A 20,430-nucleotide genomic window follows, 5' to 3' on the forward strand; every position below is an offset into this window, starting at 1 on the left:
GAAGTATGTTTACCCGGATTGCCCTGCTGCTGATCCTGATTGTGGCAGTGCCGTACTACTGGCTGCTGATGGATCCCGGCCCGACTTCGGTCGCGCCGCGCAGTATCGACATCGCGCGCCTGCGCAGCCTTGCCGAAAGCAAGCCGGGCCCGCGGCCTGTAGCAATCGCGTACGCGCCGGTTGCTACGGACACTCAACCCGGAACGCTGCTGGTCGCGGGCGGCGGCTTGCGGACCGACGATACCGCGGTTTTCGTCTGGCGGCTGATCACGCCCGGCGGCGATACCATCATCAATTCGGGCCTGTCCGAAGATCAAGCCATGGCATCCGGCTACAAGCACTATCACCCCGAACTGCAGCTGACGGCAGATAGATGGCTGCGCGCGGCGCGCCGGATCATCTTTACCAGCGAGGAGATCGATCATATCGGCGGGGCCGTTTCGATGGTGCTTTCCGATCGCGCGATCGCAGGCAAGGTGATCGGCAATCCTCGCCAGATCGATGCGCTTCGAGCCCTCGCCCCCCCCATAATGGCCTCGCTCGGTCCCGCCCCTGCGCAGCTTGATGATCCGGCCGGCTATGCCGCGATCGCCCCCGGCATCGCGGTGATGCGGACGCCCGGTTATCGCGATGGCGCACAGATGATTTACGTACGCCTTCAGAATGGCCGGGAGTACCTGTTCACTGGCGATGCCGCTCCCATGCACCGCAATGTCGAATGGCAGCGTCCGCGTTCACGCTACATGGGGGAATGGGTCGGCCAGGAGGACCGGGCAGCCACGCTCGGCTGGATCAAGGGACTTGCGCAACTGAAGGCGCGCGAGCCTGGTCTTACGCTTGTCTACGGGCATGATTATGGCTGGGTCGCCGACAAAGCCGCAGGGCCGCACTTTGTCGCCGCGCCCGCCACGCGGCTGCCCGCAGCAAAGCGCAAGGCAGCACGATAGGCAGCGGTATCGCAACGGGATATGACCCAAATGCCGCTGGCAAAGCCGATGCAAGCGGCGTAAAGCGCCGCACGCTGCCCGGCCGGACAGGCCGGGCAGCTGTTCTGGCGCACCATGGAGACAGGGTTCAGGGCGCAGATATGCGTGGCAACTGGTTCATAGGGAGCCGTGGGTGAATTACGATCAGGTTTTCGATTCCGCGATCGAGCGTCTGCATACTGAAGGCCGTTACCGCGTCTTTATCGATATTCTGCGCAACAAGGGTGCCTACCCGAATGCCCGCTGCTTTGCCGGGCACAATGGCCCCAAGCCGATCACCGTGTGGTGCTCGAACGATTACCTTGCGATGGGCCAGCACCCCAAGGTGATCGGCGCAATGGAAGAAGCGCTGCATGATGTGGGCGCAGGTTCAGGCGGAACGCGCAACATCGGTGGCAACACCCACTACCACGTCGATCTGGAAGCCGAACTCGCCGATCTGCACGGCAAGCAGGGCGCGCTGCTGTTCACCAGCGGCTATGTCTCCAACGACGCGACGCTGTCGACGCTCGCCAAGATCCTGCCCGGCTGCGTGATCTTTTCGGACGAGCTCAACCACGCCAGCATGATCGCGGGCATCCGCAACTCCGGCGCGGAAAAGCGCGTGTTCCGCCACAACGACGTCGAACACCTCGAGGAACTGCTGGCGGAGTGCGATCCGGCGCTGCCCAAGCTGATCGCGTTCGAGAGCGTCTATTCGATGGACGGCGACGTCGCACCGATCCATGCGATCTGCGATCTGGCCGAGAAGTACAACGCACTCACCTATATCGACGAAGTTCACGCAGTCGGCATGTACGGTGCGCGCGGCGGCGGCATTTCGGAGCGCGACGAGGCGGCACACCGCATCGACATTATCGAAGGTACACTAGGCAAGGCCTTCGGCGTGATGGGCGGCTATATCGCGGCCGACGCGCGGATCATCGACGTGATCCGGAGCTACGCGCCAGGCTTCATCTTCACGACTTCGCTGTCGCCGGTGCTGGCAGCGGGCGTCCTGGCTGCAGTGCGCCACCTCAAGGCATCGAGCGTGGAGCGCGAGGGCCAGCAGGCAGCGGCGGCGTTCCTCAAGAAGGCCTTCGCCGATGCGGGTCTCCCGGTGATGCCTTCGACCACCCACATCGTGCCACTGATGGTCGGCGATCCGGTGCGCGCCAAGAAGGTGAGCGACATCCTGCTCGCCGAATACGGGGTCTATGTACAGCCGATCAATTATCCCACCGTGCCGCGCGGGACCGAGCGCCTGCGCTTCACCCCGGGGCCGGCGCATACCGAGGCGATGATGATCGAGCTGACCGGCGCGCTCGTCGAGATCTGGCAGCGGCTCGAGCTGGATATGCGCAAGGCGGCCTGAGTTCGTCTGGTTTTCACAAAGGCCAATGCATCTAAAGCCGGGAGGCTGGCGAGAAGTCCCACTGCAACAAAACATTGCGGTGCCTGTATGCATCCCCACCTTTGTGGCAGGGCTGCATCACTCTCGTTAGTTAATGTCGTGTAGAAGATTCAATGACTTGAACGGTTCATTCGTTCTGGTCATTTTTGGATTCACTACAGGGCGGATCCATCTTGCTCAATCGCACATCGCGCTCAGCGCTTAGTCTGGCCGTCTCCTCGTTCGCACTCCTCGGCATTCTGCCCGGCATCGGCTATGCCAAGACCGAGCCGCAGGCTGAGGCGGCGGCGGCAAGAGACGCAGCGCCGGCCGGCGGAGGATATCGTCGTCACCGGCACCCGCCTGCACCGGCCGGATTACCAAACCGCCAGCCCGAACGGTTCGTTCAGCAAGGATCTGCTGCAGAAGCAGGGCGTCACCAATGTCACGACCTTCCTGACCACGAGCCTCCCTGCGCTGGTCGGATCGGAAACCTCGCACGACAGCTCGGCCGATCGCACTGATGGCAACCCGACATACGTCGATCCCAAATATGCCTGGTACAAGCAGCGCTGGGTGCACAACGTCTCGGCAAACTTCACCGTCAACAAGTCGATGGAGTTCTACGGCGGGGTGAACAATCTGTTCAACCAGCAGCCGGACATCGGCTCGAACACGTATCCCACCGAGACCAGCGGGACGTCGTTCTACGCGGGCTTCCGCACCAAGTTCTGAGAGGTCATGGGGAGCGGGTGCATGGCCACTCCCCCGCCGAACCTGCCTGAAAAAAAGAAAGGCCCCGCAATTGCTTGCGGGGCCTTTCGGTTGCGACCCGGACTTCATCCGGCTTCTTAAAACGTCAGCGCAGCGATACCACGTTGTCCGAGACACGCGGATCGCGGCGGTCACCGCGGTACTGGCTGGCCATCGGCTCGTCAGCCACTTCGAAGACGTCGGTCGCGCCGAAGCCGTTGAACGCGGTCTTCATCGCCGCGCCATAAGCGCCGAGCATGCCGATCTCGATGAAATCGCCAGCCTTGATATCCGCCGGAAGCGCGAAGGGCCCTTCCATGTGGTCCATGTCGTCGCAGGTCGGGCCCCAGAAGCTGAAGTCCTCCTGCTCGGTCTCCCCGTCCTCGTTCGCAGCACTTTCGCGAAGGAGGCGGACGGGGAAGCGCCAGCCAACATGCGCGGCATCGAACAGCGCGCCATAGGCTCCGTCGTTGATGAACAGCTCGGTGCCGCGGCGCCGTTCGACGCGCACGATCATCGAGTTGTACTCGGCGCAGAGCGCACGGCCCGGTTCGCACCACAGCTCGGCCGAATAGGAGACCGGCAGCGATTCATAGGTGCGGTCGATCACGCCGAAGTAATCTTCGAGCGGGGGCGGTTCCATGCCCGGGTAGATCGACGGGAAGCCGCCGCCGACATCGATGATGTCGACCGTGACCGAGGCATCGACGATCGCCGCGCGGACGCGCTCGAGCGCCTGAACGTAGGCATGCGGGCTCATCGACTGGCTGCCGACGTGGAAGCAGACGCCGAGCGAATCCGCAACCTGACGCGTGGCCTGAAGAAGCTCGCCCGCACCGGTGAGATCGCAGCCGAACTTCGAGGCGAGGCTGAGCTCCGAACCTTCCGACGAGACGCGCAGGCGCACGCACAGCGTCAGGTCCTCGGGCAGCACGCCGCCGTTGGCTTCGGTCGTGGCGAGGCGGATCTTTTCCAGTTCCTCGATCGAATCGAGGCTGAACACGCGCACGCCATGGTCGCGGTAGGCTTCCACGATCGCGCTCGGCGTCTTCACCGGATGCATGAAGCACAGCGTGGCATCAGGAACCGCCGCGCGCGCCATCCGCACTTCGGCGATCGAAGCCACGTCGTAATGCGTGATTCCGGCATCCCACAGCACGCGGAGAAGCTCCGGCGACGGGTTGGCCTTGACCGCATAGAGCGAACGCCCCGGAAACTTCTCGACGAAGAAACGGGCCGCGCGCGCCGCAGCGTGCGGACGATTGAGAATGGCGGGTTGGTCGGGCGCGAAGGCGCCCGCTACAGCCAATGCGTCAGGATGGATGTGCAACTCAAGGGACCCCCAAACGGAAAATTGAGACAAAGCTGCCTTGCGGTTTGGAAGTCCCCATGGGGCAGCGAGGGGGTAAATAGCCCCCCCGCTCTGAACATCAAGTGAAAAAATGGGCACCTCACGTTGATGTCACAAAGATGAAACATTTTCGCGATGAGGTGCGCAAAATCCTTAAGACATCAAGGCTTGCGCCAGCGCGGCCCATGCGGGCACCGAATGCGGGTCATTCGCGAGACTGGTGGCGATGGGGTGCGAGGCGAATCGCGCGACCACCATTTCGGCAACGGGGTCGATCCACAGCGTCTGCCCGTGAATACCGCGCGCGGTAAAGCAGCCGTGATTGTCGTGGGCGTGCCACCACTGGCTGCCGTAGCTCCAGCCAGGCAGATTCGGATACGTCTCGCGCGGAAAATGCGCCGGATTCCCACCGGCCCGGATGCGCTCGACATCCGCCTCGGGGATTGCGCCGGCCCCGCCAAGCCGCATCGCCTCGCCGAAACGCAGCAGATCCTCGAGCCGAAGATTGAGCCCTCCGCCGGCAAACGCCGTCCCCACTTCGTCGACAATGAGATCGGCGTCGCCAAGCATGCCAAGCGGCTGCCACAGGCGCTCACTGAGAATCTGCGGCAGCGGCTTGCCTTCCACGCGGGTGATGATCCAGGCGAGCACGTCGGTGTTGGGCGTCCGGTAGGTGAACTTGGCGCCGTGCACTCCGGCGCCGGGCACCGTGGCAAGATAGTCCCAGAGATTGCGGGCACCGCTATAGCCCGCCGGGCGCGGGGTCAGGCCGAGCGCGGCGCTGTAGGCTCCGATCCCGGAGTTCGGGTCGGTATAGTCCTCCGAGTAATCCAGCGCTGTCGTCATCTGCAGGACCTGGCCAATCGTGGCGCTGCCGAAGCCGCTGGACGAAAGCTCGGGGATCACTTCGTCAACCCGCGCGGCAAGATCGATCCGACCTTCCCCGACGAGCATTTCCAGAAGCGTGCCGACAAAGCTCTTCGTCACCGAAAAGGCGATATGCCGGGTGAGCGGTCCGGTGACGCCAAACCAGCGTTCAAACACCACCGTGCCCTTGTGCAGCACGAGGATCCCGTCGGTGAAGTTGCGGATCAGCGCGTCTTCGATCGTCATCGGTTCATCCGCGCCGATCGGAGTGAAGCACACCTCGGCAAGATCGCTACGCAGCGCGCGAGGATAAGGCGTACCCGACCCGCTCGCGGCAACATTGGCAGTCGCCACGAAGCTGCGCATGTTGGAATAGGACCAGCGGATCATCGGGAAGCGCATGTGATCAGCCCGCGCGGCGAGGATGCGCTTTTCCGGCGGGGGCGGCGCGCCGACCATCCAGCCCATCCGCACCGGGTCGCTGGTCACGCCATCAAGCTGCACGTCCGCCATTTCCGTCTCTCCGCCTTGTGTTCTGTGCGGAGAGCTTGCCTCAGGAAACGCGGTCGCGGAAGGCCTCCCACGAAAAACGCTTCACGCATTCGAGGGCATCGGTCTCGCTGTCCCACAGCCAGATCGACGGGAGCGGGACGCCGTTGAAGGTGGTCGTCTTCACCATCGAATAGTGCGCCTGATCGAGGAAGGCGAAGCGCGCGCCGGGCTCGGCAAGGCCGGGCTTGCGGTAATCGCCGATGACGTCACCCGCAAGGCACGACGGGCCACCGAGGCGGACGGGCGCATCGCCTTCTCCGTCTTCGTATTCGTCGATCGGCAGTTCGCCGAGCATGGCGGGGCGATAAGGCGCCTCGATCACATCGGGCATGTGGCAGGTGGCCGAAATGTCGGTGATGCCAAGCTGCATGCCGTTGACATGCGTATCGAGCACGGTGCCGACAAGAATGCCCGCATCGAGCGCGACGGCCTCGCCGGGTTCGAGATAGATCTCGCAGCCAGTTTCGGCCTTAACTGCTTGCAGGAAGGCGACAAGTTCATCGCGCTGGTAGTCGGCGCGGGTGATGTGGTGGCCGCCGCCGAAGTTGAGCCACTTGAGCTGGCCGAAGAAGGGCGCGATGCGGGGCTTCAGCGCTTCCCATGTGCGCTGGAGAGGCTCGAAATCCTGCTCGCACAAAGTGTGGAAGTGGAGGCCGGAGACGCCTTCCAGATGCTCGGCCCTGAGCTGATCGACCGGGAAGCCGAGGCGCGAATGCGGGGCGCAAGGATCATAACGCGGCACTTCACCTTCGGCATGCAAGGGATTGATGCGAAGGCCGATATCGAACGGCTCGCCCGCTGCCCGCGCGGCGGCGATCTGCTCGGCGAAACGGGCGTGCTGGCCGGGCGAATTGAAGATCACATGATCGGAGTGCTGGAGGATCTCGGGCAGGTCCTCAGCCTTGTAGGCCGCGCAGTAGGTCGCGATCTCGCCTGCGTAGTAGTCCGCTGCAAGGCGCGCTTCCCACAGGCCAGAAGTGCAGACACCATCGAGGTATTCCCCGATGAGCGGCGCGACCCGCCACATCGAGAAGGCCTTCAGCGCGGCGAGCACCTTGATCCCCGCGCGGTCACGCACATCGGCAAGAATGCTCAAGTTCTGCCTGAGGCGCGCCGCATCGACCACAAACGCCGGGCTGTCGACGCGATTGAGGTCGAAGTGGGCGAAGGCGCCCGGATCGCCGGCTCTGGTTTCCATTGTGGGTCAGCCCTTGCGCTGTGGTCCTTCGACAAGCTCAGGACGAGCGGATCATTAATGCAATGGCCACGCAGGCGCGTGCCCCTCCACCACCTGCGGTGGTCCCCCTCCCCGTGACGGGGAGGAACCTAGAACGCCAGCGGCCCCTCAAGCTCCTTCACCTGCCAGGGCAGGCCGTGCTTGTTCAGCATGTCCATATAGGGATCGGGATCGAACTGTTCGATGTTGAACACGCCCGCCCCGCCCCAAGTGCCGGTAACCAGCATGGCCGCGCCGATCATCGCGGGGACGCCGGTGGTGTAGCTGATCGCCTGGTTGCCGGTCTCGGCATAGGCCTCTTCGTGGTCGCAGATGTTGTAGATGTAGAAGGTCTTTTCGACCCCGTCCTTGAGGCCGGTGGCGATATCGCCGATATTGGTCTTGCCCTTGGTCAGCGCGCCGAGGCTGGCGGGTTCGGGCAGCACGGCCTTGAGGAACTGCAGCGGCACGATTTCCTTGCCCTCGTACATCACCGGATCGATCCGCGTCATGCCCACGTTCTGCAGCACGGTGAGGTGCGTGATATAGGCATCGCCGAAGGTCATCCAGAAGCGGATGCGCTCGATCTCGGGCAGGTGATGCGCGAGGCTTTCGAGCTCCTCGTGGTACATCAGGTACATGTTCTTGGGGCCGACGCCCTCGAAATCGAAGGTCTGCCTGATCGTCAGCGCCGGGGTTTCCACCCATTCGCCCTTTTCCCAGCGGCGGGCAGGCGCGGTTACTTCGCGGATGTTGATTTCCGGGTTGAAGTTGGTCGCGAAAGGCTGGCCGTGATCACCGCCGTTGCAATCGAGAATGTCGAGCGTGCGGATGGTATCCAGCTTGTGCTTCTTGAGCCACGTGGCGAACACGCTGGTCACGCCCGGATCGAAGCCGGAGCCGAGCAGCGCGGTAAGCCCGGCTTCCTTGAAGCGCTCCTGATAGGCCCACTGCCACTTGTACTCGAACTTGGCCTCATCGATCGGCTCGTAGTTCGCGGTGTCCATGTAGTTGACCCCGGCGGCGAGGCAGGCCTCCATGATGTTGAGGTCCTGATAGGGCAGCGCGAGATTGACGACGAGAGCAGGCTTGAGCTCGTTCAGCAGCGCGGTGGTTGCAGCAACGTCGTCGGCATCGAGCGCATAAGTCGCAACCGTCCGGCCAGTGCGCTGCTTTACCGACGCGGCAATCGCCTCGCACTTGGGCAGCGTGCGGCTGGCGAGCACGACTTCGCTGAAGATATCGGGGTTCATCGCCATCTTGTGAACGGCAACCGAGCCGACGCCACCTGCGCCGATGACAAGGACCTTGGCCATAGGGAAACTCCAAACCGGATCGGCACAGCGTCTGCTGGCACTTCGAAAGCGGTGCCTTTAGGGTATGGGCATGACAAACCCAAGTCCCCAATTGAGCCCTGCCCCCTTGGTCCGCGAACCAACCCGCGAAGGCGTGCTGCGCGCGGCCGCCAAGGTCAGCGCGCTGGTGCCGCACACGCCGCTGCTGGCGCTCGAACTGCCCGGTGGCGGTACGGTCTGGTGCAAGGCGGAATGCCTGCAGCCGGTGGGTGCGTTCAAGATCCGCGGCGCCTGGCACCGGCTGACCGACATGACCGAGGAGGAACGCGCGCGCGGGGTCGTGGCCGTATCCAGCGGCAACCATGCCCAAGGCGTCGCCTGGGCGGCGCGGCGGCTGGGCATCGCGGCAACAATCGTCATGCCATCCGATGCGCCGGCGGTGAAGCTTTCGGAAACCCGGCGGCTGGGCGCGGAGGTGGTGCTCTATGAACGGCTGACCCAGTCCCGCGATGCCATAGCCGCCGCGATCTGCGCAGAGCGCGGCGCGATCCTCGTGCATGCCTATGGCGATCCGTGGGTGATCGAAGGACAGGGCAGCACCGCAATCGAATTGGCGAGCCAGATGGAATGCTTTGCCGGCGGCCCGCCGACGCGGATCGTGACGCCCTGCGCCGGCGGAGGCCTCGCTTCGGGTCTGGCGCTGGCCTGCCCGGAGGCGGAGGTCGTGCCGGTCGAGCCGGAGGGCTGGGACGATGTGCGGCGCAGCCTCGCAGGTGGCGTGATCGTCAGCGTCGGGGCCAATCCGCCACCGACCGCGTGCGATGCCTTGCAGGCAATGACCACCTTCCCGATCAACTTCGCCGTCATGACGTCACACGGCATGCAGGGCGTTGCCGTGAGCGAGGCCGAAGTGCGCGCGGCGCAGCGTTATGCCTTCAGCAAGCTGCGCGTCGTGGTGGAGCCGGGAGGTGCGGCGGCGCTGGCGGCGGTTCTGGCGGGCAAGGTTCCGATCGACGGGCGGACGGCGGTGATCCTCTCCGGCGGCAATGTGGATCCGGCAGCCTTTGCCAAAGTGATCGCGGACAGCTGATCGGTTGCAATTGACAATCGAAGGGGTGCCGGTCACCCATTGCCCCCGGGAAACAACAACAACGGGGGACCGCAATGACGGGAATGGAAATCCTGAAGCCGGTGGTAGCGCTGGCGGCGTGGACGATGGTGATGTGGATCTGGATGTACGCCACGCGCATCCCGGCCATCACCGCGCTGCCGAAATCAGATGATCCGAAGGCCGATGTGGGCTGGACGGGCGCCAAGCTGGAAGGGCTGATCGCGCCGCATATCCAGTGGAAAGCGCATAACTACAACCACCTGCATGAAGCGCCTACGGTGTTTTATGCGGTCGCGATCGTGCTCGCGATCATCGGCCAGGGCGATGGTGTGAACCTGATGATCGCCTGGGCCTATGTCGGCCTGCGTGTGGTCCACTCGATCTTCCAATCGACCGTGAACAAGGTCGCGCCCCGCTTTGCGCTCTTTGCGCTTTCGAGCGTGGCGCTGATGGCACTGGTGCTGCACGCCGCGATGGCGGTGTTTACGGCCTGACGAAAAGGCTCGCCAGCTCGACGTGGGTGGACCAGCGGAACTGGCCCACCGGCACGAGCCCGGCGAGCCTGTAGCCGCCCTCGATCAGGGTTGCGGCGTCCTTGGCCCAGCTGGCGGGGTTGCAGCTCACATAGACCACGCGCGGCACGATGGATGTGGCGAGTGCCGCAACCTGTTCGCGCGCGCCGGCACGAGGGGGATCGAGCAGCACGGCGGCGAAGCGGTCGAGCTCGGCCTTCTGCAGCGGATTGCGGAACAAGTCGCGATGGAGCGCGTGGACCGGCCTGCCATGCGCGCGGGCAGCGGCCTGGCAGGCCATGTGCGCATCGCGCGCGGCCTCGACCGCGAGCACCTTGGTGCCCGGCCCCGCCAGCGCGAAGGCGAACGTGCCAAGGCCGGAGAAGAGATCGGCGACGGTGGGCGCGTCCGCGAGCCATCCGCGCGCCGCTGCGACGAGAGCCTCTTCCCCGTCACGCGTCGCCTGCAGGAAGGCGCCGGGCGGCAGGCCCACCGGCACGCCGCCAAGCGTTACGGTAACGGGATCGGGTTCCCACACCGTCTCGGGCCCATCGCCCTGATCGAGCGTGAGGCGGGCAACGCCGTTGTCGCGGGCGAAATCGAGCAGGGCCTCGGTCTGCGCGAGGCCTTCCATCTTGAGCCCGGCGAAATCGACGGTTGGCCCCTGATCGGCAAGCGTCAGCGCGATATCGACAGCAAGACTGCGCTCGCCGCGTGCTTCCAGCAAGTGCCGCAGCGGACCAACAAGCGCGGCCAGTGCGGGCGCAAGAACCGGGCATTCCTTGAGGTCCACGATCTTGTGCGAGCCAGCCTCGCGAAATCCCAGAACGATGCGCTTGCCGATCGCCTGCGCATGCAGCGTCGCGCGGCGGCGGGTTGCTGGGGGCGAAAGGTGCGCCGGGGCAAGCTCGCCGGGATCGAGCCCCTGCCCACGCGCAGCACCCTCGACGCGGCCGCTGACATAGGCGGCCAGTGCGGCTTCCGAGAGGTGCTGGAGCTGGCAACCGCCGCAGGCCGGAAAGTGGCGGCATGAGGGCGCGGCATGGTCTGGACCGGGTGTCAACGTGCCATCGGCTTCGAGCACGTCCCCGGGCGCGGCGAGCGCCACGTAACGGCCATCGAGCGTCTGGCCTTCGCCCTTGGCGGCGACGCGGATGATAAGGCCGGGGTTTGTCATGAGACCGCGGCGCTTAGGGCATAACCTGTGGCAACCGCAAGCTCTCCGGCCGTAAAGGCGGGTCCGCAGCGCCGCGCTGCCTCGCCATGAAGCCAGAGACCTTCCTGCGCGGCAAGGAAGGGATCGCTGTGGACGGCAAGGCGGCTGGCCACGATTCCGGCGAGCACATCGCCGCTTCCCGCCACCGAAAGCCACGTCGAAGCGCGCGGGCTGACGATGACATCGCCGGCGGGCGTAGCGATCAGGCTGTCCGGGCCCTTCAGGAGGACAATAGCCTGCGCCGCCTCCGCCAACTCCAGCGCGCGGGCGCGGCGCGTGCCGGTGGCGGCAAGGCCGAAGGCGGCTTCGAGGGCGGCCATCTCGCCCTCATGCGGGGTCAGCACGCGCGGAGCAGTGCCGGGGCTTTCCGGGCGCAGCAGCGTGAGCGCATCGGCGTCGATCACAACGGGGCGATCGGCAATGAGCGCCGCATCGAGGCGGGCCCTGGCCTCGTCGCTACGTCCAAGCCCGGGACCGACGAGAATGGCGGCAATACGCGGATCGGCGAGCGCGGCGACGTCCGTAACGTCACAGACCAGTGCGGGCGGGACGCCTTCGGGACGCATGGGGGCCAGCAACTTGACGTAACCCGCACCGGAGCGTTGCGCGGCTTCCGCCGAAAGCAGCGCCGCACCGGGCATGGTGCCGGCGACGACCGCGAGCAATCCGCGCTTGTACTTGTGGGCATCTGCCGCGGGGGCCGCGATGCGGGGCTTGCCAAGTACCCCCGCCGCGCCGGGCACCGCCATGACGCCGATATCGACGTGCCGCAGCGCGCCCATCAGCGGCGCGGCAGGCATCGTATAATGGGCGTGCTTCCACGCTCCCAATGCAACGGTGACGTCAAACGCCGGCAAGCCCGGATTGAGCACCGCGCCGCTATCCGCCTCGATCCCGCTGGGGAGATCGGCGGCGATGCGCAAGGTGTGACGTTCGGCAAGGCCGGTGAGGAGGAAGAACAGGTCATCGGTCAAGGGCCGCGAGAGACCGCTGCCGAAGAGGCAATCGAGCAGCACACCACCGCTCGGAAGATCGACCGGTGCGTGGACTTCGCCCGCATACTGCGCGCGCGCCGTCCGGGCCTCCGGCGTCATGGGCTCGCGCGCGGCGATCACGGTGACGGGAACGCCGTGCTCCATCAGGTGCCGCGCCGCTACGTAACCATCGCCGCCGTTGTTGCCGGGGCCGCAGAGCACGGTGACAGGGCGCCCTGCCCCCAGCCGCCGCGCCCATTCGCCGAGCGCGCGGCCCGCGACTTCCATCAGCGTCTGCGCAGATGTGCCGCCGTCGATGAGCGCCGCTTCGGCAGCGCGCATCGCGGCGACGTCGAGGACCTGACTTAAGTCAGCCGGCATCCTGTGTGCCGCTCGTGCGGACAATGCCCGAAAGATCGCGCACGCCCCCGCGCGCGGCGCTGGTCGTCATCAGAGCGTAAGCCTGCAGCGCGAGGCTGACCTTGCGCGGACGGGGCTTTACCGGCTGCCACCCGCGCGCTTCGGCGGCCTTGCGGCGCTCCGCTAGCGTGGCGTCATCGACAATGAGATTGATCGAGCGGTTGGGAATGTCGATCTCGATGCGGTCGCCGGTCTCGACAAGACCAATCGTGCCGCCTTCCGCCGCTTCGGGCGAGCAGTGGCCGATCGAGAGGCCCGAAGTGCCGCCCGAGAAGCGCCCGTCCGTCACCAATGCGCAAGCCGCACCGAGGCCCTTCGACTTGAGGTAGCTCGTGGGATAGAGCATTTCCTGCATGCCGGGGCCGCCGCGCGGGCCTTCGTAGCGGATGAGGACGACGTCACCCGCCTCGACCTGCCCGGTGAGGATCGCGGTGACGGCAGCGTCCTGACTCTCGTAAACCTTGGCCGGGCCGCTGAACGTGAGGATCTTCTCGTCAACGCCTGCCGTCTTCACGATGCAGCCGTCCTTGGCGAGATTGCCGAACAGCACGGCGAGGCCACCATCCTGGCTGAAGGCGTGCTCGGCGGAGCGGATCACACCGGTCTCGCGGTCGAGATCGAGTTCCTTCCAGCGGCGCGACTGGCTGAAGGCGACCTGCGTCGGCACGCCGCCGGGGGCGGCCTTGAAAAACTCGTGGACCTCGGGATCGCTGCTGCGCGAGATATCCCACTTGGCGATGGCCTCGCCCATCGTCGCGCTGTGGACGGTGGGCAGATCGGTGTGGAGCAGCCCCGCCCGCTCAAGCTGGCCGAGGATCGCCATGATGCCACCCGCGCGGTGGACGTCTTCCATGTGGACGTCGGACTTGGCGGGCGCGACTTTCGAAAGGCACGGCACGCGGCGCGAGAGGCGGTCGATATCGGCCATCGTGAAATCGACGCCGGCTTCATGTGCGGCGGCAAGCAGATGGAGCACGGTGTTGGTCGAGCCGCCCATCGCGATATCGAGGCTCATGGCGTTCTCGAACGCGCGGAAGCTGGCAATCTGGCGCGGCAGGACGCTCTCGTCGTTCTCCTCGTAATAGCGGCGGCACAGCGCGACGGCGCGGCGGCCGGCCTCGCGGAACAGGCGCTCGCGGTCGGCATGGGTGGCGAGTACCGAGCCGTTGCCCGGCAGCGAAAGGCCAAGCGCTTCGGTGAGGCAATTCATCGAATTGGCGGTGAACATGCCCGAGCACGAGCCGCAGGTCGGGCAGGCCGAGCGCTCGATCGCGGTCACTTCCTCATCGCTGTACTTGTCGTCCGCCGCGGCCACCATGGCATCGACGAGGTCCAGCGCGACTTCCTTGCCGTTCAGCACGACCTTGCCTGCTTCCATCGGTCCGCCCGAGACGAAGACTGCGGGCACGTTGATGCGCATGGCGGCCATGAGCATGCCGGGGGTGATCTTGTCGCAGTTCGAGATGCAGACCATGGCATCGGCGCAGTGCGCGTTGACCATGTACTCGACGCTGTCGGCAATGAGATCGCGGCTGGGGAGCGAATAGAGCATCCCGTCGTGGCCCATGGCGATGCCATCATCGACCGCGATCGTGTTGAATTCCTTGGCCACGCCGCCCGCCGCCTCAATCTCGCGCGCGACGAGCTGGCCGAGGTCCTTGAGGTGGACGTGGCCCGGCACGAACTGGGTGAAGCTGTTGACAACGGCGATGATCGGCTTGCCGAAATCACTGTCTTTCATGCCCGTGGCGCGCCACAAGCCGCGCGCGCCCGCCATGTTGCGGCCGTGGGTGGTGGTTCTGGAACGATAGACCGGCATTGGCATTCTCTCTTGAAGTCTGGTGCTCGCCTCAGCGGCGACGATGCCGTGCACCTAGCGCAAGAGCGCTTTCCGGTCGAAAGTTATCTCCGCAACCATCCGGTCAGGCGCCGAGTGCGATGGCAATGCTGTTGGCGATGCGGGCAAGGCGCTCGGCCCAGAGTGCATGGCTCGCAGGATCCGCGATCTGATCCTGCCGCACTTCGATGCCGAAATAGGGCCGTCGTTCGGCTTCGGCGTGACGGTTCATCGTCGCATTGAGCAGGCGGCCGGAATAGGGCTCCTGATCGCCGACCACGAGGCCTTCGGCTTCGAGCAGCGGGATGGCGAGGCGCGCGGCGCGGTCGTCCTCGTTGTAGAGCACGCCGACCTGCCAGGGGCGCTGCTGCGAAGGATCACTGGCAAGCTGGGGCGTGAAGCTGTGGAGCGAGAGGATCAGCGCGGGCGGGGCTTCGTCGAGCAGCCGCGCGAGGGCTTCGTGATAGGGCCGATAGAAGCGGGCAAGACGGGCTTCATGGCCGGCATGGTCGAGCGCATTGCCGGGAATGGCGTGGCCGTCGCTGGCGATGGGGCACACAGTGGGGCCATGCTCGTCGCGGTTGAAATCGCAGACCAGGCGGCTGACGCCCCCGAGGAACGCGGCAATTCCCGGGCGTTGGGCCATGTGGGCGGCGATGCCTGCGACGCCGATATCAACCGCGATGTGCTGCTCGAGCAGCGCCGGATCGATGCCGAGATCGATATCATCGGGTACGCGGTTCGAGGCGTGATCGGACACGACAAGAATGCCGCCGAAGCGCGGGGTGCCGAGAATCTGGTAGGCTTCAGCAGTCATCACTCTCCCTAGCCGTTCGTGTCGAGCGAAGTCGAGACACCTCGCGCTTGGTGTCTCGACTTCGCTCGACACGAACGGGAGGGGTTAGCGGAGCTTTCCCGGAAGGCGCCACCACTGAGGCGGCAATGCCGCAGCAGCAGCATCGCGGGCTTCGGGACTGTCGTAGAGCGCAAAGCAAGTCGCGCCGGAGCCGGACATGCGCGCCAGCCACGCGCCGCTCGCTTGCAAGGCGGCGATGACGTCGGCGATCTGCGGCACAAGCGTGATGGCGCTGCGTTCCAGATCATTGCGGCCTTCCTGCGCAATCGTGCGCAAGTCGCCTGACGGCATGGGGCCACGGTCGATCTGGTCCCAGCCCTTGAACACCGGGCCGGTCGCGAGCGGAATGCGCGGGTTGACGAGGAGGACCGACGTTCCGGCCAGATCGTTGGCAACGGGTTCCAGTTCAGTTCCGGTGCCGCGCCCGATGCAGGCTTGGCTAAGGACGCAGGCCGGGACATCGGCGCCCAACTTGGCGGCGCGTGCGTGCCAGTCGTCCGGCAAGCCATGCGCGCGCTCGACCATGCGGAACACCGCGCCCGCATCGGCCGAGCCGCCACCGAGCCCCGCCGCGACGGGAAGTCTCTTTTCGAGCGTAACTGCCCAGCCTTTGCCATGTGGCAAGGAATTTAACGCTTTGCCGACGATATTACCGAAAGGATCGGAAAGGCCTGTGGCAAATTCACCGGTTACATGAAGGCGATCTTCTTTTGCAGGTTCGGCCGCAAGTTCATCGCCCGCATCGACAAAGGCGAACAGCGTCTCAAGCTCATGATAGCCATCCTCACGCCGCCGCCGGACGTGCAGCGCGAGATTGATCTTGGCGTAGGCGGTTTCGCGCATAGTGGCCGCCCGCCCCGGTCCGGGGCGGGCTGTTCCATCACATATTCGGATAGTTCGGGCCGCCGCCGCCTTCCGGCGTCACCCATTCGATGTTCTGCGTCGTGTCCTTGATGTCGCAGGTCTTGCAGTGGACGCAGTTCTGGGCGTTGATCTGGAGGCGCGGGTTGCCGTCCTCGCCGGTCAGGAACTCATAGACCCCTGCCGGGCAGAAGCGCGCTTCCGGGCCGGCATAGAGCGGCAGGTTGATGCGCGTCGGGACGGTCGGGTCCTTCAGCACGAGGTGGCACGGCTGGTCCTCCTCGTGGTTGGTGTAGGAGAACGAAACCGAAGTCAGGCGGTCGAAGCTGATCACGCCGTCCGGCTTGGGATATTCGATCGGCTTGAACAGGTCGGCGCGCATGGTGTGCTCGCTGTCCTTGTGGTGCTTCATCGCGCCGATCGGATTGATCTTGAGCACGCGCGCCCACATGTCCGCCCCGGCAAGCGCGGTCCCGAGCGAGCCGCCGAACTTGGCAACCAGCGGCTGGGCGTTCTGCACGAGCTTCAATTCCTTGGCGATCCAGCTTTCTCGGACGGCGCTGTCGTATTCGCCGAGTTCATCCTGTTCGCGGCCATTCGCCATGGCGGCAGCAATGGCTTCGGCGGCGAGCATGCCGCTCTTCATCGCGGTGTGGCTGCCCTTGATGCGCGGCACGTTGACGAAGCCCGCCGAGCACCCGATCAGCGCGCCGCCCGGGAAGGCGAGGCGCGGCACCGACTGCCAGCCACCTTCGTTGATCGCGCGGGCGCCATAGGAGACGCGGCGACCGCCTTCGAGGATCGCGCGGATCGCCGGGTGCTGCTTCCAGCGCTGGAATTCCTCGTAAGGGTAGACATAGGGATTCGCGTAATCGAGCGCGGTCACGAAGCCGAGCGCGACCTGGTTGTTCGCCTGGTGGTAGAGGAACCCGCCGCCCCAGGTGTTGCTTTCCGAAAGCGGCCAGCCCTGGGTGTGGATGACACGGCCGGGGACGTGCTTCTCGGGATCGATATCCCACAGTTCCTTGATGCCGATGCCATAGACCTGCGGCTGGCAATCGCGCTCGAGGTCGTACTTCGACTTCAACTGCTTTGTGAGGTGTCCGCGCGCACCTTCTGCGAACAGGGTGTATTTCGCGAGAAGCTCCATACCCGGCTGATAGTCGGGCTTCTTGCTGCCATCCTTGGCAATGCCCATGTCGCCGGTCGCGACGCCGCGCACCGCGCCCTTGTCATCATAGAGAATCTCGGCGGCGGGGAAGCCGGGGAAAATCTCGACGCCGAGCTCGGTCGCCTGCTCGGCGAGCCAGCGGCAGAGGTTGCCAAGGCTGCCTGTGTAGTTGCCATGGTTCGACAGGAACGGCGGCATCATCAGGTGCGGCAGCGCGGTCTTGCCCCCGCGCGTGAGGACCCAGTGCCAGTTGTCGGTGACCGGCGTCTCGGCCATCGGGCAGCCCTGCTCGCGCCATTCGGGCAGCAGCTCGTCCAGCGCCTTGGGATCGACCACTGCGCCCGAGAGGATATGCGCGCCGATTTCCGAGCCTTTTTCGAGGATACAGACCGATATCTCGGAATTGACCTGCTTGAGGCGGATCGCCGCTGCGAGGCCAGCTGGCCCGCCGCCAACAATCACGACGTCATACGGCATCGATTCCCGTTCGCTCATTCTCTCTCGCTCCGACCCCATATTGGGCACGCTGTGCCCCGAAAGCTTAAGCCCCTGCCTTGAAAGCTGAAGCAAGCAAGGTCAAGACCGCTTGGTGATGGGACCGCTTTACACACCTGACAGGTCACTCGGAGCGGCGCTCGAAGCCGCGCTCGGCTGGTGGGCCGAGGCCGGGGTCGACGCGGCCTTTGTCGATGCCCCGCAGGACTGGCTGGAGGCCGAGACGCCGACGCCCGCGAAACGGGTGACCCCTGCCCTGCCGCCGGTCGAAAAGCGGCCGCCACGGGCTTCTGCGCAAGCCGCCGCAGCTCCGAACATCGCTGAAGATCGCAGCGGATGGCCCGAAAAACTGGAGGATTTTGCGGCCTGGTGGCTCAGCGAGCCATCGCTTGCCCCACGCGGCGCAAGGCGGCTCGCTCCGGCGGGACAGCAGGGCGCGAAGCTGATGGTGCTGGTGCCCATGCCGGCCGAAGATGATGCCGAAGTGCTGCTTTCGGGCCGCTGCGGCAAGCTGCTCGATGCCATGCTCGGCGCGATGGGTATCGATCAGGCGGAAGTCTACCGCGCCTCGGCCCTGCCCGCCCGAATCGCCTTGCCCGATTGGGCAGGACTGGGCGCCTCCGGCCTCGCTGCGGTGCTCAAGCGGCACGTGGCGCTGGCGGCACCGGAGCGGATGCTGGTGTTCGGCCGAAGCGACATCTCGGCGCTATTGGGGCACGACTTGGCGCATAATGCTCACCATTTACGCGCACTTAACCATGACAATGGCAGTGTTCCGGCAGGTTTCGAATACGACCTTGAGACTTTGCTGGCCAAGCCGGGCTGGAAAGCGGGCGTCTGGCAGCGCTGGTTGGATGGGGCGGCCGCCGTGGCCGTATCCGGATGACCAGGATGGCTGACAGGCTGAAACGGGAAGAGATCCGAAGTGGGAATTTTGTGCGGGGCCAATCGTTCGTGAAATCAAGCCGCGCTGCCCTGCTTGCCGTGGCTGCCGTACTGGCGATCGGCACCGCCGCGCCGGCCGCTGCCAACAGCGCCGCCGCCGAGTATTTCCGTTCGCGCGCTGATCGCACTGCGGTTCCCTCGCTGCTCAGCCAGGAAGACCGTACCTACTACAAGCAGATGTTCGGCGCGATCGAGCGCGAGGACTGGACCACGGTGCAATCGCTGCTCGCCCAGCGCACCGATGGGCCGCTGCATGCCGTGGCAAAGGCACAGTATTTTCTCGCCGCGAGTTCGCCGCGCGCAGAGCTGGCGCCGCTTGCGCAAGTGCTTTCGGCAGCGCCTGAGCTTCCCTGGGCCGAGCAGCTTGGCCGTCTGGCCCTCAAGCGCGGCGCGACCGAACTGCCCGCCCTGCCCAGCGCGCAGCCGATGGTTTCGCTTCCCGGCCTGCCCAAGCGGATCAAGCCGCGCCCGGTCGCCGATGGCACGATGCCCGACACGGTGGCGCTCGCGATCCAGGACCGCATCAAGAACGACGATCCGCTGGGCGCGCGTGTGCTGCTTGACGGTATCGAGGCGAGCCTCTCGGTCGAGGCGCGCGCCGAATGGCACCAGCGCGTAGGCTGGGCCTTCTATATCGAGAATGATGACGCCAATGCCCGCAATGTCTCGCTTGGCGCGCTGCAGGGCGCAAGCGGGCCATGGGTGGCCGAAGCATTGTGGACCGCAGGGCTCGCTGCCTGGCGTCAAGGCGATTGCCAGAACGCGGCGGCCAGCTTCGAACAGGCGGCGAGTGCCGCACAGAGTGACGAACTCAAGGCCGCTGCCAACTACTGGACCGGGCGCGCGTGGATGCGCTGCCGTGCGCCGGAGAAGGTTGCGAGTGCGCTCCGCAGTGCCGCAAGGCTGCGCGATACGCTTTACGGCATGATCGCGAGCGAAGCGCTTGGCCTCAAGGAAACAACAGTTGCCTCGGCACCCGACTTCACGTCGGACGACTGGCAGCAGCTGCGCCAGGTCAGCAATGTGCGCCTTGCGGTGGAGCTAGCCGAAATCGGCGAGGACGGTCTTGCCGATGAACTGCTACGCCATCAGGCGCGGATCGGCGATCCATCGCTCTATGCACCGCTTTCACGCCTTGCGCGCGATCTTGGCCTGCCTGCCACGCAGCTTTGGATGGCCTACAATGCGCCGTCCGGCGCGAAGGCGGACGCCGCCTCCCGTTTCCCCGCGCCGCGCTGGGTGCCCGCGAACGGCTGGAAGGTCGATCCGGCTCTGCTGTTTGCCCATTCTCTGCAGGAATCGAATTTCCGCACCGCGGTCGTCAGCCCCGCCGGCGCGCGCGGTTTGATGCAGGTGCTCCCGGGCACTGCACGGGGCCTGACGCGCAACGAGCCGGCCATGGCGGGCCGCGAGAAGCAGCTCGACCTGCCTGACGTCAACATGGCGTTCGGCCAGAGCTACCTCGTCCAGCTCAAGGATTCGGGCGCGACGGGCGGCCTGCTGCCGAAGGTGATTGCGGCCTACAATGCCGGGCCGATGCCGATCGCGCGGTGGAACAGCGAGATCCGCGACAACGGCGATCCGCTGCTGTGGATGGAATCGATCCCCTATTGGGAAACGCGCGGCTACGTCTCGATCGT

17 protein-coding genes are annotated in these 20,430 nt (G+C 65.4%); 7 read left to right on the forward strand and 10 right to left on the reverse strand.

Annotation, left to right across the window (positions count from 1 at the left end):
• Window positions 1–5 precede the first annotated feature (5 nt).
• The 3 genes from K5Q19_RS07855 (at window position 6) to K5Q19_RS07865 (ending at window position 3,093) form a co-directional block, all read left to right on the forward strand.
• Window positions 6–947 carry a hypothetical protein gene (locus K5Q19_RS07855; protein ID WP_292943090.1) on the forward strand — a complete coding sequence of 314 codons (942 nt, stop codon included), beginning with the start codon at window positions 6–8 and terminating at the stop codon, window positions 945–947.
• 172 nt (window positions 948–1,119) lie between these two features.
• Window positions 1,120–2,340, forward strand: coding sequence for a 5-aminolevulinate synthase (gene hemA / locus K5Q19_RS07860; protein WP_292943092.1), 1,221 nt, complete (start codon window positions 1,120–1,122; stop codon window positions 2,338–2,340).
• A 294-nt stretch (window positions 2,341–2,634) separates the two neighbouring features.
• On the forward strand, window positions 2,635–3,093 hold the full coding sequence (locus K5Q19_RS07865; RefSeq protein ID WP_292943095.1) for a TonB-dependent receptor: 459 nt from the start codon (window positions 2,635–2,637) through the stop codon (window positions 3,091–3,093).
• A gap of 124 nt (window positions 3,094–3,217) precedes the next feature.
• On the opposite strand, the gene K5Q19_RS07870 is transcribed toward K5Q19_RS07865, so the two are convergent.
• The 4 genes from K5Q19_RS07870 to K5Q19_RS07885 all read right to left on the reverse strand — a co-directional run bounded on the left by K5Q19_RS07870 (window position 3,218) and on the right by K5Q19_RS07885 (window position 8,413).
• Window positions 3,218–4,441, reverse strand: a complete 1,224-nt coding sequence (locus K5Q19_RS07870) for a type III PLP-dependent enzyme (protein ID WP_292943097.1) — start codon at window positions 4,439–4,441, stop codon at window positions 3,218–3,220.
• 174 nt (window positions 4,442–4,615) lie between these two features.
• Complete coding sequence (locus K5Q19_RS07875; RefSeq protein WP_292943099.1) at window positions 4,616–5,842, reverse strand: serine hydrolase; 1,227 nt, start codon at window positions 5,840–5,842, stop codon at window positions 4,616–4,618.
• Window positions 5,843–5,882: 40 nt separating this feature from the next.
• On the reverse strand, window positions 5,883–7,079 hold the full coding sequence (locus K5Q19_RS07880) for a carboxynorspermidine decarboxylase (RefSeq protein WP_292943101.1): 1,197 nt from the start codon (window positions 7,077–7,079) through the stop codon (window positions 5,883–5,885).
• Window positions 7,080–7,207: 128 nt separating this feature from the next.
• A complete protein-coding gene (locus K5Q19_RS07885) occupies window positions 7,208–8,413 on the reverse strand; it encodes a saccharopine dehydrogenase family protein (protein ID WP_292943103.1) in 1,206 nt (401 codons plus the stop codon).
• A gap of 70 nt (window positions 8,414–8,483) precedes the next feature.
• Between K5Q19_RS07885 and K5Q19_RS07890 the strand changes: the two genes are divergently transcribed.
• Window positions 8,484–9,482 (forward strand): threonine/serine dehydratase, encoded by a 999-nt coding sequence (locus K5Q19_RS07890; RefSeq protein ID WP_292943106.1) that lies wholly within the window; start codon window positions 8,484–8,486, stop codon window positions 9,480–9,482.
• Window positions 9,483–9,556: 74 nt separating this feature from the next.
• Window positions 9,557–9,997: an MAPEG family protein gene (locus K5Q19_RS07895; RefSeq protein WP_292943109.1), complete on the forward strand. Its 441-nt coding sequence runs from the start codon at window positions 9,557–9,559 to the stop codon at window positions 9,995–9,997.
• Here K5Q19_RS07895 and K5Q19_RS07900 read toward each other — a convergent pair.
• From K5Q19_RS07900 to K5Q19_RS07925, 6 genes are all read right to left on the reverse strand, one after another.
• Window positions 9,987–11,192: a class I SAM-dependent RNA methyltransferase gene (locus K5Q19_RS07900; RefSeq protein WP_292943112.1), complete on the reverse strand. Its 1,206-nt coding sequence runs from the start codon at window positions 11,190–11,192 to the stop codon at window positions 9,987–9,989. The genes K5Q19_RS07895 and K5Q19_RS07900 overlap by 11 nt on opposite strands.
• Window positions 11,189–12,586, reverse strand: a complete 1,398-nt coding sequence (locus K5Q19_RS07905) for an NAD(P)H-hydrate dehydratase (protein ID WP_292943114.1) — start codon at window positions 12,584–12,586, stop codon at window positions 11,189–11,191. The genes K5Q19_RS07900 and K5Q19_RS07905 overlap by 4 nt, the downstream gene beginning before the upstream one ends.
• Entirely contained in the window at window positions 12,576–14,444 is a 1,869-nt protein-coding gene (gene ilvD, locus K5Q19_RS07910) for a dihydroxy-acid dehydratase (protein ID WP_292943116.1), read from the reverse strand. The genes K5Q19_RS07905 and ilvD overlap by 11 nt, the downstream gene beginning before the upstream one ends.
• Window positions 14,445–14,547: 103 nt before the next feature.
• A complete protein-coding gene (locus K5Q19_RS07915) occupies window positions 14,548–15,279 on the reverse strand; it encodes an N-formylglutamate amidohydrolase (RefSeq protein WP_292943119.1) in 732 nt (243 codons plus the stop codon).
• A gap of 84 nt (window positions 15,280–15,363) precedes the next feature.
• Complete coding sequence (locus tag K5Q19_RS07920; protein ID WP_292943122.1) at window positions 15,364–16,161, reverse strand: 4-(cytidine 5'-diphospho)-2-C-methyl-D-erythritol kinase; 798 nt, start codon at window positions 16,159–16,161, stop codon at window positions 15,364–15,366.
• Between the two features lie 37 nt (window positions 16,162–16,198).
• Window positions 16,199–17,845: an electron transfer flavoprotein-ubiquinone oxidoreductase gene (locus K5Q19_RS07925; protein ID WP_292943124.1), complete on the reverse strand. Its 1,647-nt coding sequence runs from the start codon at window positions 17,843–17,845 to the stop codon at window positions 16,199–16,201.
• A gap of 97 nt (window positions 17,846–17,942) precedes the next feature.
• Here K5Q19_RS07925 and K5Q19_RS07930 point away from each other — a divergent pair, with 97 nt between their 5' ends.
• Entirely contained in the window at window positions 17,943–18,731 is a 789-nt protein-coding gene (locus K5Q19_RS07930) for a hypothetical protein (protein WP_292943133.1), read from the forward strand.
• Between the two features lie 68 nt (window positions 18,732–18,799).
• The coding region (locus K5Q19_RS07935; RefSeq protein WP_292943125.1) for a lytic transglycosylase domain-containing protein at window positions 18,800–20,430 on the forward strand (1,631 nt) is incomplete at its 3' end.

It is taken from the genome of Novosphingobium sp. (assembly GCF_019748365.1).
In the GTDB taxonomy this organism is placed as follows: Bacteria; Pseudomonadota; Alphaproteobacteria; order Sphingomonadales; family Sphingomonadaceae; genus Novosphingobium.